This window comes from Paenibacillus cisolokensis, from assembly GCF_050481165.1.
Classification (GTDB): Bacteria; Bacillota; Bacilli; order Paenibacillales; family Paenibacillaceae; genus Paenibacillus_AH; species Paenibacillus_AH cisolokensis.
In genome coordinates this window covers 1-11,975 of record NZ_JBCNFP010000215.1, presented here as the reverse complement: position 1 = coordinate 11,975, position 11,975 = coordinate 1, and the positions used below count along the sequence as shown (strand labels likewise).

The window sequence follows — 11,975 nt, the reverse complement described above, 5'->3', positions numbered from 1 at the left end:
TGACATATTACCGCTGGACTTGTTATGCTAAAGCTTAGGCTGATTTTTCCATGGCAATATTTCTTACGGATTTACGGACACCACGGCCCTTATTTCGCGAAAAACCGCCGTTTTGAAAATGTAACAGACACGGGAGCCCTTAAAAGACCGGAATCGCGGTCGAAACAGACGTTTCGGATTAAATAAGCGCGCGTATGTCCGTTACTGTTTCGAAACGATGAAATCTGTCCGCTTAACGGCGCCCATGTCCGTATACAGAACGGCGGCGCACCCCATCGCCGCTATGGCGCCAAACGGTAAAACCGCTCGGCTGTTCCGCCGAACAGCGCCTCCTTCTCTCGCTCCGTCCGGCCGGATACGGCGTCGTTCACCGCCTGCCACACGTCCTCATACGAGCCGCTCAGGCAGGCGACGGGCCAGTCGCTTCCAAACATGAGCCGTTCGGCTCCGAACAGGCGAAACGCGGTGTCGACGATCGCGCGCAGGTGCGGCGAATGAGGGTCGAGGCCCGACACTTTGGCGCAGACGTTCGGCCATAACGAGGCGCGCTCCAGATCCGCCTCCCATCGCTCCAGCCCTTCTCCGTCCGCGGGCGGCTTGGCCAAATGATCGATCACGATGCGCAAATCCGGCACCTGCCTCGCCACCTCGGGCACATGGTACAGATGATGCGGAAACTCCGCGCTGACGTCGAACGTTTTGCCGGCTTCGGCCAGCGCCTTCAGCCCTGCGACCGTTTCCGGCCGGATGAGCCAGTCCCGCTCCTGCGGACTCATGAACAGGTGGCGGACTCCTTTGAATTTTGCATGCTTCTCCAGCCGCTTGAGCTGACGAACCGCCAATGTCCGATCCGTCAAATCGACCCAGCCGACGACGCCCCTGATCCAGTCGTGACGGTCTGACAGCTCCAGCAAATATTCCGTTTCGTCGAGCCCGTTCTTCGCCTGCACGACGACGGTCCCTGCGATGCCCCGCTCCTTCAGCAGCGGCTCCAGCTCGGGAGGCTCGACATCGCGGTGCCATGCGCCGAATACGTTCGGATCCAGCACCGGATAATGCAGCCTGCCGACATTCCAGAAATGCTGGTGCGCGTCAATACGCATGATCGCACGCGAACGGAGCTTTCTCCAAAATTTCGCCCGGAACGAATCGGAATTTCTCGATGATCTCGTCCGTGAGGCGAACGCCAAGCCCCGGAATTCCTTTCGGATACGTAATGAAACCGTCCTTGTAGGCAAGCGGCTCGATCAGCAGCTCGTCGCGCAGCGGATTGATCGTGCGGTCGTATTCCATAATGATCGCGTTCGGCGAGGAAACGATCAAATGAAGATTGGCCATGAGCGATACTCCCGACGTAAAAATATGGGGAGCCATACGCATCTGGAAGGCATCGGCAATGGCGGCGATCTTCTTGCACTCCATGATGCCGCCGCTGCGGGTCGCATCCGGCTGGACGATATCGACCGCGCGCCGCGAAATCAGCTCCTTGAAGCCGTATTTCGTATATTCGTTCTCCCCGGCGGCGATCGGAATGTCAACCTCTGCCGCAAGACGGGCGTACCCGTCGATATCGTCGTTGATCAGCGGCTCTTCCAGCCAGAACAGATCGGCCGGCTCCAGCCCCCGGGCGACGCGAAGTGCTGTATTGAAATCCCATGCGGCATCCACGTAGCTCATCCCGGCGTCGGCCATCAGATCGATATCGCGGCCGATCGCGTCCCGGACCCGCCTCACCTTCTCCACATCCGCTCGCGGATTGGCGCCAATCCGCATTTTCAGCGCGGTATAGCCCTGTTCCTTGTAGTTCAGCATCTCGCCGATCAGTTCCTCTTCCCCATTGCTCATGCCTGCGCTCGCGTATACGCGCACGCGGTCCCGGCATACGCCGCCGAGAAGCTCGTAGACCGGCCGATTGAGCGCCTTGCCGACGATGTCCCACAAAGCGATTTCGATGCCGCTGATGATTTTGATCGCTCCCCCCTTGCGGCCCCAATGAAGGGAGCGAACGAACATTTTGCGCCACAGCTTTTCGATGTCGAACGGGTTCTCTCCCACCAGCATCCCCTTGAAATGCTCATCGATGATGGAACCGACCGATTGGGGGATGCAGGAATCCTCGCTCACCTCGCCGATGCCGTGAATGCCCTTGTCCGTCCAGACGCGCACGAGCGTGGCGTTCCGCTGCAGCGTCGTCCAGCCCGGACATTGCCAGCGTTCTTCTTCGCTGTAGCGATAGGACAGACGGATCGTTTCAATATTCGTGATTTTCAAATCGCTCATTGCCTTCTCACCGTCTTTCATTCGATTTCGATCGTCTCGACCGTGCCGTTCCGGAACGAGCGGCGAACCGCTTCAGCCAACTGCATCGCAAGAAGCGCATCCTCCATCGTGGACAGCGCGGGTTCGCCCCCCAACAGGCATCGCCGGACGAAATAATCCGTTTCCTGCTCGAACATCTCCAAATATAGCGGATAGTCCCGCTGCTCCTCCAGGCCGCCGCCAACCTGATCGCGGCGCGAAAAATGCATCCCGCCTTCGGTGCCGAGCAGCTTCACCTTGAACGTCCAGGGATCGCTCGTCTCGTCGTGTCCGGCCCAGGAGACGTGCAGATGCGCGAGCGCTCCCCCTGCGAATTCCGCATTGACGGACAACTGCTCGTCTCCGTCCGGGAACAGCTCCCGCCGGACCGCAGCGCCGAACGCATGAAGCCGCTTCGGAACGCCGAGCCAGGCGATCATCAGATAGAGCTGGTGGCAGAGCACCTCTATCGAAGGGCCGTGATACCGCCGCACTAGCTCGTCCGGCATCCGGTAGATTTCGCTCATGAACATGGTTAGGGGCCGGCCGATCTTCCCTTCGCCGAGAAGCCGCTTCATGCGGGCCAGCTCCGGCAAGTACAAGTAGCTGTGGCCCGGGATGCAGCTTACGCCCCGCTCCCGCGCCAGCCGGATCAGCCGCCGGATCCCTTCCGTATCGAGGCTGACGGGCTTCTCCACCAGCACGTGCTTGCCGCTTTCCATCGCCTGCGCGGCCAGTTCGACATGCGTTTCCATCGGGGTCAAAATATAGATGGCGTCGATATCTTCAGCGGCGCACAGCTCCTCGAAAGATACGGCGCGCGCGCCCCAGCGCCGCGCTTTGTCCGCCGCCAGCTCCCCGTTCAGATCGGACACGGCCGCCAGCCGAGCCGCTTCGCAGCGCATCACGGCGGCGGCATGCAAATCCGCCACGCCGCCGCATCCGGCAAAACCGATGCGCACGATGCTATCTTCCCGCATTTCGCGCTCTCCCCTTCCGCCTACGGCCACAGCTTGATGCCGAGCCGCTCCTCCGCGTATTTGCCGTACTTCCACAGCATCTGCATCAGTCCGGCGTCGGCAATGGCATTCGGCTTGCGGCACACATCGCTGGCGATGACGCCTCTCGCCTTCAGAATCGCTTTTTCGAACCGGACGAACAGCTCGGCGGACTGCGTCGTATGGTTCAAAATCGGCAGCAGGTCGTTGAACCGGCGGAACGCCGCGTCCTTGTCGCCTCGCGCGAACGCCTCGTAAATGTCCAGGTACGGCCGCAGCATGGCGGCCCCGGGCATGAGGCCGACGGCACCGCGCTCCAGGGCGTCGTACGTCTGCACGCCGCCGTTGCCGATAAAGACGCCCATCCGGCCCCCGGTCTGTTCGACGATCGCGGAGATCATCGGGCCCGGCGGAACCGATTCGGCCTTAATGTACATCCGGCCGCCGGTTCGGCGCTCGACCTCCAGAAACGTCTCTACCGGAATGCCGACACCGGTTACGTTCGGGGCGTATTGGATGATGACCGGCAGGTCCACAGCGCCGGCCACGGCTTCGATATGCTCTACGATCGCCGCGTTTGATGGCGCGATGAAGGAGGGCGGCACCACCATGACCGCGTCGGCGCCGGCCGCTTCCGCATGCTTCGCGTCCTTCACCGCCAGCTCCGTCGAGTGGCGCGTAATGTTGGCGATGACGGGCACTCTGCCGGCGGTATGCTCCACCGTCGTCTCGATCATGAGCCGCCGTTCGTCGTCGGCGATTTTATAAAACTCGCTCGCCACGCCGAGCAGCGCGACCCCGTGAACGCCTTCTTCGATCACCGCATCGATTACCCTTCGCAGGCTGCGGTAGTCAATATCCGCGCCGTCCGCGGTGAACGGCGCGGGCAAAATCGGTATGACGCCGTGCAATGGCTTCGTTAACAATGTTCGGACCTCCCTATGAAATCGCAAGCGGTAGGATGAGCCTCAGTCCGCCGGCGCATTTATGAAATCGTCAGCAATATTTTGGCTACGGGGCCCGGATCGTTCAGCAGCTTCTCGAAGCAGGCCTTTCCTTCCTGCAGCGGCGAATGCTGTATCCAGCCGTCGAGTCCGGCGGTGCCGTCGGCGAGCCAATCGAGCGCCGTATCGAAATCGGCGTCGTCATAACAGAAGGCGCCGCGCAGGATAAGCTCGCTGCGGATGACGACATTGACCGGCACCGCGCTTTCCGCCTCGTGCAGACCGGAGAAGACGACCCGCCCTCCCGGCCGGGCGAGCAGCGCGCTGTCCCGCCGGGTCGCCGCAACGCCGACGGCGTCAAGGACGACGTCGAACCCTTCCGCAGGCATCAGACTGCGCAGCTCCGCTTCGCTGCCGGCGACGGCCGCGCCGAGCGACGCCGCGATGCGGCGGCGGTCCGGATGCAGCTCCATGAGCGCAACGTCCCGCAGCCCGAACCGGCGGGCCGCCTGCAGCACGAGCAGGCCGATCGGTCCCCCGCCGTAAATCAGCATCCGGTCGGCCGGATCGAGTCCGGCCAGCCGGACGGCATGAACCGCGCAAGCGAGCGGTTCGGCAAGGGCGCCGGCGTCAAACGAGACGCCTTCCGGCAGCCGGCGCACGCTGGCGGCCGGCACGCAGACGTACTCCGCGAACGCGCCGGGCACATGCGCCCCGACGATCCGCCGCTGCCCGCACAGCTGGGGGCGGCCTTCGCGGCAGCGCTCGCAGGTCCGGCAGGAGAGCAGCGGGTTGACCGTCACCCGCTCGCCGGGCCGGAAGTTGCCGGCTCGTTCGCCCGCAGCCGCAATCGTGCCCGCGAATTCATGCCCCATAATGAGCGGAGGCTTGCGCAGCGAATTGTGGCCGAGGTAGCCGCTCAGCTCGGAGCCGCAAATACCGGCCGCTTCGACGCGGATCAGCACGTCGTCCGCCCCGGGCTCCGGAATCGGCACGCCTCTTATATTCATCTCGCGCGGATTCTCGTAAACCAGCGCGTTCATCATCGTTTTCCCCATCGATATTCCATCCTTTCGATCAAGCTATCCTTTCACTGCGCCGTCCGCCAACCCCGACACGAAGTACCGCTGCATGAACAAAAACACGAGCAGCACCGGCAGCGAGGCGAGCAGCACGAGCGCGAAAATTTCGTCCCAATTGGTGCTGTATTGGCCGATGGCCAGATAGATGCCGGTCGTGACCGTATAGCCTTTGGTCGAGCCGAGCAGCACGAGCGGGTTCAAAAAATCGTTCCAGACGAACAGGAACAGGAAGATGACGACCGAAGCGGTCGGCGGCTTCAATATCGGGAAGATGATCTGCCAAAAAATACGGAAGACGTTCGCGCCTTCCATCATCGCCGATTCGTCCAGCTCCTTGGAAATCGTGCGGATGAAGCCGGTAAAAATAAAGGCCGTAAACGGGATATACCAGCCGGTATTGTACAGCACCAGCCCCGTTTCCGTGAACATCAGCCCGAGCGCCCGCAGCAGCTTGATGATCGGTATGAGCACGACCTGCGGAGGTATCATCATGCCGCCGAGCAGCAGCAGGTACGCCCCCGTCATCAGCGGATGCTTCGTACGGGCCATGACGTAAGACATCATGGAGCCGAGACAGACGAGGCACACAATGGAAGCGGCTGTAATGATTGCGGTCGTGCCGTAAGCCTGGAAAATATTGAAGGTCGGCGTTACCGCCACCTTGGCGAAATTGCTCAGCGTCAAGTCGGCCAGCGGAATGCCCATCGGATTGGCGACAATCGCTTCCTTCGGCTTGAATGCATTGACCACCGCAATATAGAACGGCACGAGCATAATCAGGCACAAGATAAACAGAAACGCGTGACGAATCCGATTCAGCGCGGCATCGCTCATAGTATCCGCTCCTCTCTGCGCCGCAAATAGAGCGTCATGACGACGGACACGAGGGCGACGAGCGCCATCAGCACGACCGCGAGCGCGGCGGCGTAGCTGAACCGGTTCGTGTTGATGCCGAGACGGACGATGTTGAACGCGGCCGTCTCCGTCGCCCCGCTCGGCCCCCCGTTCGTCAGGACGGCGATCCGGTCGTATTCCCTCGCCAACGTGGTGAAGATGAAGATCATGCACATCGTGACGCTCGGCGCCAGCATCGGGAACGTCACGTTGCGGAAGGTGCCGAGTCTGTCCGCGCCGTCGATTTTCGCCGCTTCGTACAAGTCCTTCGGAATGCCCTGCAGACCGGCCAGGTACAGGACGATGACGCCGCCGATATTTTGCCAGACGATCAAAATCGTAATGGTGGCGATCGCCGTTCCCGGCACGCCGAATATTTCGATCCGCTCCAGCCCGAGCCGCTCCAGCACATTATTCAGCACGCCGTTGTAATTCAAGATCGCCTTCCACAGGAAGCCGACGACGACGGCGCTCAGCAAGAGCGGGAAGAAAAAGACGGAGCGGTAAAAATTCGTCATCCGGCCGGGCTTGTTGAGCAGCACGGCGAACAGCAGCCCGAGCGCGTTGATGGCCGCGGTGCCGACGACGGTAATCAGGGCCGTAATGCGCAGCGCGCGGTGAAAGTCGCCGTCGGAGAGAGCGGCGGCGAAATTGCCGAAGCCGACGAAACGATAGTCCGGGCTCAGGCCGTCCCAATTGTGCAGGCTGTAATAGACGCACATGCCGATCGGAATCAGCATGAAAACAACGTAAACAAGAAATCCCGGAGCGAACAGCAGTCCTCTGACCCAACCTTCCTGTTTCATTCCTGTTCCACCCCCGCTTGCAGATTCGAAACGGGGCGCGGTATCGCTTATCGGCAGACGCCCCGTATTCGGTTCAGCTTGATCTTCGCTCCATGCCGGTTACTTGTTTTTGCCCCAATAATCGTCGAGGCCGGCCAATTCTTTGTTCACGTCGGACCCTTCGAGCAGCAGGCCTTGTCCGACTTTGGCCAGCTGGTTGCCGAGTCCGTTGACCGGAAAATCTCCCGCGCGCTGCGTCTCGTAGCCCGACATCGTTCCCGCTTCCTCCAGCAGATCGGCGATTTCCTGCTGCAGCGGCGTGAACTCGTTGTTGATCGGGTCGGCGAGTCCAGAGAACATGCCGTCGCTGGCCGCGAACGCTTTATGAAAATCCGGGTCGAGCACGAGATATTTGGCGAAGCGCAGCGCGGCTTCCGGCTGATCCGTCGTGTTCGATACGGCAAAGCTCGTCCCGCGCGAGCCGGACATGTACGTCTTCTTCCCGTCCAGCGTCGGCGCCGCGAATACGCCGGCTTCGAAATCCGGATCAGCCGCCTCGTACGCCGCCGTAAACCATGAACCCATCGGATACATCGCGCCGTTGCCGTTCAGAAACTCCTGCTCCACCTGCTCGTAGCCGATGCTCAGCGCTCCTTTGTTGAAGTAGCCTTTGGCCGCGAACTGCTGGTACCGGCTGGCCACTTCCCGCCAGTTTTCATCCTGGTAGCTCACTTTGCCGGCGTTTTTGTCCGCGTACCAATTCGGGTTTTTGCCGAAAATCTCCGGACCGGTCAGGATCGAGAACGTAAGCGTCGTCATCCAGTCGCCGGCGGTCAGCATCGGCGTAATGCCGGCCTGCTTCAGCTTCTCCGCTGCCGCTTCCAGCTCGTCCCATGTCCGCGGGAGCTTATCGATGCCCGCCTTGGCGAACAAATCCTTGTTGTAGAAAATTTGCGTATGCGGCTGCAAATAGGCTTGCAGCGTGTACAGCTTGCCGTCCAGCAGCAAAGATTCGTAATCCTTGATTTTCTTGATGTCGTCATCGATCGGAATTTCCATCAAGGCGCCCGCCTTGGCAAAATCCTGATACGAAATATTGCTCAGCACGTCCGGAAAATCGCCGGAAGCGAGCAGCGTTTTGGCATAGTTGTCGTTCAATCCTTCCAGCGACGGCGCTTGAATGCGCTTTACCTTAATGTCCGGATTTTTCTTCTCGAAATCGGCGATCCACTTGTCCCAGAATTCCTCGGTCAAATTGGTCGTTATGAGCGAAAGAAACGAAATTTCCACCCGGTCGCCCGCCGCGCCGCTCCCTTCGCCGCCGGCTCCTCCTTTGGACCCTCCGCCGCAAGCGGCGGCAAACAGCAGGGCGGAAATCAGCGCCGCCGACAAAGCCGCCCGGTATGCTCTCTTGCGTGTCAAATGCGTATCCCCCTTTGCAATCGATGGTTGTGTTTTTCCGCACTCCTAGTATATAGTGATCCTGAAAGTCTGCACTACAGGAATAACTTGCGATTCTCTGGACGGATTAAACGAATTTACCGCTCCGGGGACAAAGGAGGGCTTTTCGTTGATCGCGAGATGGTACCGCAATCTGCTCGGCCGCTTCGTTTTCCGCAAATTGACGGCCGGCATCGGCATTTTGCTGCTGCTGGTGTTCGTGCTGATCGGGCTCGTCACCTATAACCGGTTCTATGCCCTGCTGGAGAATCGGGAACAGGAGCTGCTGGAGGCGCGCACCGGCAATCTCCGGGACGAGCTGGCGAACATGATCGCCCAGTTCAAGCGCGAGGCGGTATCGTTCTATCCGCTCAACAGCAGCACGCCGGGCATGTACACCTATTTTCTGCCGGAGCGCGTGCCGGCAACCGAACGGGACCTTATCGAAGAGCGGAAATATATGACAGGCCAGCAGTCGTATATGCTGGAGCGCAATCCGTTCGCGATGTCGGTCGTCATGTACCGCAAGGCGGACGGCGGCGCATTCCACAAAAGCCGTTATCCGTCGGCCAAGCTCGCCCCCGGCTTCGATCTCGAAGGACTGTTCGATTCGCTTCCCCGCACCTACACGTATCCGTTTATCGTGCGAGCGGACGGGCTGTACCATAATATCCGGCGGCCGGTCGTTTATTTCATCAACCCGCTGTTCGACTTTTCGGATATCCGCAACGATAATGTGCAAGGCTATTTCATGATGGGGGTCGATTCCAACACGCTGATCGGCCGCTTCCGGCCTGAGCAGGACGATGACAGCCGCGTCGTCGTCCGCCAAAACGGCCGCACGCTGCTCGACAGCGGGCCCGACGAGACCGGCCGGGAAGGCAGCGGCTTTCTGCAAGCGGTATCATTTTTACCGGAGTACGGGCTTGAGGTAACCGGCATGGCCGACACGAAGAATATACAGGCGGAGCTGGCGCAAATCTCCTGGCTGCTCGTCGCCCTGCTGCTCGGCATTTGGGCCTCCTGCGTATTCATGATCCGTTATATATTGGGCTTCGTCACCCGCCGTCTGCGGTCGATGACCCAGCATTTCAAGCGAATGGAGGCCAATCCGTTCGTCGAACCGCTCGAGACGTCCGGCGACGACGAAATCAGCGATTTGATCCACCGCTTCAACCGGATGACGCGGGAGCTTCAGGATTATATCAACCGCGTATATATCGCCGACGCGCAGCGGAGCCATGCCGAATATTTGGCGCTCAAGATGCAGATCAATCCGCATTTTCTGTACAACACGCTGGAATCGCTGCGCATGCAGGCAGTCGTCAACCGGCAGCCGGATATGGCCGATAAACTGTTTACGCTCGGGCGGCTATACCGATGGCTGCTCAAGTCGGATTGCGAGGAAATTCCGGTGGAGGAGGAGCTCCGCTATACCCGGTATTATTTGGACCTGCTCATGATGGGCAAGCCGAAACAGATCGAACTGGAAGCGGAAAGCGAGGCCGATCTCTATGACTGCACCATGCCCAAATTCAGCCTTCAGCCGATCGTCGAAAACGCGATTCTCCACGGGGAGCTGGAGAAGGCGGAGCGCCCGGTCATTCTTGTTCGCATCCGGCTGGATGAGGACGCGCAGTGGATCGAGATTGCCAACAACGGCAAAGGCATCGCGCGCGAGGATCAATTGAAGCTGAACGAAAAGCTGCAGGCGAAGCAGCTGTTCGGCCAGGAGCATCTCGGGCTCAAAAACGTGCACGAGCGCATTCGTTCCCTGTACGGGGAGCCGTTCGGCCTGCGCATCAAGCCGACTCGGCCGGAGGACGGCTTCGCCCTGCTGATGAAGCTGCCCCGGGATGCATACGACAAAGGAGGCGGAGAATATGCCGAAAATGCTGATCGTCGATGACGACGCCCATATCCGCGCCGGGCTCACGCAATTGATCGACTGGGAGAATCTCGGGATCGAAATTATCGCCGAGGCCGGCGGCGGGCACGAAGCGCTCGCTATCTTCGAGCGGACGGCGCCGCAAATCGTGCTGACCGACATTCGGATGGCCGAAGGCGACGGACTGGAGCTGATCGAGCGGATCCGGGAAAGGGGCTGGCATACCCACATCATCGTCCTGAGCGGGTACGACGATTACACCTATGTCCGGCAGGCGATGAAATATCAGGTGGAGGATTATTTGCTCAAGCCGGTCGAGGCCGAAGAGCTGGAGGAAATCGCCAAATCGTGCGTGGCGCAGATCGAACACCGGTGGCTGGAGGAACAGGTCCGGCGGGAGACGTTTCAGCTGCTGCGCAACAACGTGCTGAACCGCTGGGTGGAGAACCGGATCGGAGAGGAGCCGCTGCGCGAGAAGCTCGATTTTCTTAAAATCGGAGTCGGCCGGACCCGGCTGTTCCAGGCCGCCGTCATCGGCTGGAAGGATGCGGCGGAGCCCGAGCCGTCGGAAGCGGAACGGAATTACCGCTCGTTCGCGATCTTCAATGTCATGGACGAGCTGCTGTCGGAGCATAGACGCGGCGTAGCCTTTCTCAACGGCGAGCAGCAGGTCGTCTGCCTGCTGTTCGGCGAGGCGGGCAGCGCCGATGCGTTTGCCGACGACAACCTCGCCTGGCTGCGGGCGAATGCGGAGCAATGCGCGTCCATGCTGAAGACGCCCTGGCACTGCGCTCTCGGCAAGCCGGTGAACCGGCTCCCGCTCGTCCACGCATCCTACCGCGACGCAGTCCGGCTGCTGGACGGGATGGAACAGACGGGCGGCGTTCACTGCGCCGATCGCCGCGCCGCGCTGAGCGACTCCCCCGCCGCAGCGCTGGCCGAGCACGAGCGCCTCATTCCCGCTCTGCTGAGCGGCGCTAGAACGCTTTGGGAGCAAGCGCTTGAAGGCGACTTTCAGTGGGCACTGGGGCAGTCCGATCCGCTGGCGGCGGCGAAATATGCCGCATCCGAATGGATCGCCACCGCCAAGCAGGCGATCCGGGAGCGGCATGGCGACACGGCGCGGCCGCGGCTGCCGGAAGAGCTGCTGTCGAGCATCTTCGCGGCGACTTCCGTTCCGGCCATCCGGCAAGCCGTCAATCGTCTCCTGGAGGCGGCCAGCGGCGGCGAACGGCCGACGGAAACGAAGAACAAGCTGACGATCGAAGCCGAGCGGTATGTGGAGGAGCATTTTCGCGAGGATTTGTCGCTCCAGACGGTGGCCGACCGCCTTCATGCGAGCAGCATATACTTGGGCCGGTTGTTCAAAGCGGAGACGGGGGAATATTTCAACGACCGCCTGAACCGGCTCCGGATCGACGAAGCGCGAAGGCTGCTGCGCGAAACCCGGCTGACCGCTTCGGAAATCGCCGCCCGCTGCGGCTTTGCCGACGCCAATTATTTTTTCCGAAAGTTCAAGCAGAAGGTCGGGATGTCGCCGACGGATTACCGGAAGACGGTCGCTCCCCCGCCGTGACCAAGGCGTCGGAGGCATCCGGCGCGACGGGCTGTGCTGGACACTAGGGCCCGGAGCGGCGCGGGCATCC

Annotated in this window: 10 protein-coding genes; 2 read left to right on the top strand and 8 right to left on the bottom strand. The window is 60.8% G+C overall.

The window, feature by feature from the left end:
* Nucleotides 1-281: 281 nt before the first annotated feature.
* From ABEV74_RS23185 to ABEV74_RS23150, 8 genes are all read right to left on the bottom strand, one after another.
* Nucleotides 282-1,103: an amidohydrolase family protein gene (locus ABEV74_RS23185; protein WP_430150110.1), complete on the bottom strand. Its 822-nt coding sequence runs from the start codon at nucleotides 1,101-1,103 to the stop codon at nucleotides 282-284.
* Nucleotides 1,093-2,280, bottom strand: a complete 1,188-nt coding sequence (locus ABEV74_RS23180) for a mandelate racemase/muconate lactonizing enzyme family protein (RefSeq protein WP_430150107.1) — start codon at nucleotides 2,278-2,280, stop codon at nucleotides 1,093-1,095. The genes ABEV74_RS23185 and ABEV74_RS23180 overlap by 11 nt, the downstream gene beginning before the upstream one ends.
* A 17-nt stretch (nucleotides 2,281-2,297) precedes the next feature.
* The gene (locus ABEV74_RS23175; RefSeq protein WP_430150105.1) at nucleotides 2,298-3,278 is read right to left on the bottom strand and encodes a Gfo/Idh/MocA family protein; all 981 of its coding nucleotides are present in this window, start codon (nucleotides 3,276-3,278) and stop codon (nucleotides 2,298-2,300) included.
* 20 nt (nucleotides 3,279-3,298) lie between these two features.
* On the bottom strand, nucleotides 3,299-4,222 hold the full coding sequence (locus ABEV74_RS23170) for a dihydrodipicolinate synthase family protein (RefSeq protein WP_430150102.1): 924 nt from the start codon (nucleotides 4,220-4,222) through the stop codon (nucleotides 3,299-3,301).
* Nucleotides 4,223-4,281: 59 nt separating this feature from the next.
* Nucleotides 4,282-5,298, bottom strand: a complete 1,017-nt coding sequence (locus tag ABEV74_RS23165; protein ID WP_430150099.1) for a zinc-dependent alcohol dehydrogenase — start codon at nucleotides 5,296-5,298, stop codon at nucleotides 4,282-4,284.
* 24 nt (nucleotides 5,299-5,322) lie between these two features.
* Nucleotides 5,323-6,156 (bottom strand): carbohydrate ABC transporter permease, encoded by an 834-nt coding sequence (locus ABEV74_RS23160; protein ID WP_430150096.1) that lies wholly within the window; start codon nucleotides 6,154-6,156, stop codon nucleotides 5,323-5,325.
* Nucleotides 6,153-7,022 carry a carbohydrate ABC transporter permease gene (locus ABEV74_RS23155; RefSeq protein ID WP_430150093.1) on the bottom strand — a complete coding sequence of 290 codons (870 nt, stop codon included), beginning with the start codon at nucleotides 7,020-7,022 and terminating at the stop codon, nucleotides 6,153-6,155. The genes ABEV74_RS23160 and ABEV74_RS23155 overlap by 4 nt, the downstream gene beginning before the upstream one ends.
* A 99-nt stretch (nucleotides 7,023-7,121) precedes the next feature.
* Nucleotides 7,122-8,423 carry an ABC transporter substrate-binding protein gene (locus ABEV74_RS23150; RefSeq protein ID WP_430150090.1) on the bottom strand — a complete coding sequence of 434 codons (1,302 nt, stop codon included), beginning with the start codon at nucleotides 8,421-8,423 and terminating at the stop codon, nucleotides 7,122-7,124.
* A 148-nt stretch (nucleotides 8,424-8,571) separates the two neighbouring features.
* Here ABEV74_RS23150 and ABEV74_RS23145 point away from each other — a divergent pair, with 148 nt between their 5' ends.
* Entirely contained in the window at nucleotides 8,572-10,350 is a 1,779-nt protein-coding gene (locus tag ABEV74_RS23145) for a sensor histidine kinase (RefSeq protein ID WP_430150087.1), read from the top strand.
* Nucleotides 10,325-11,905 (top strand): response regulator, encoded by a 1,581-nt coding sequence (locus ABEV74_RS23140; RefSeq protein WP_430150084.1) that lies wholly within the window; start codon nucleotides 10,325-10,327, stop codon nucleotides 11,903-11,905. Before ABEV74_RS23145 ends, ABEV74_RS23140 begins: the two co-directional genes overlap by 26 nt.
* Nucleotides 11,906-11,975: the final 70 nt, after the last annotated feature.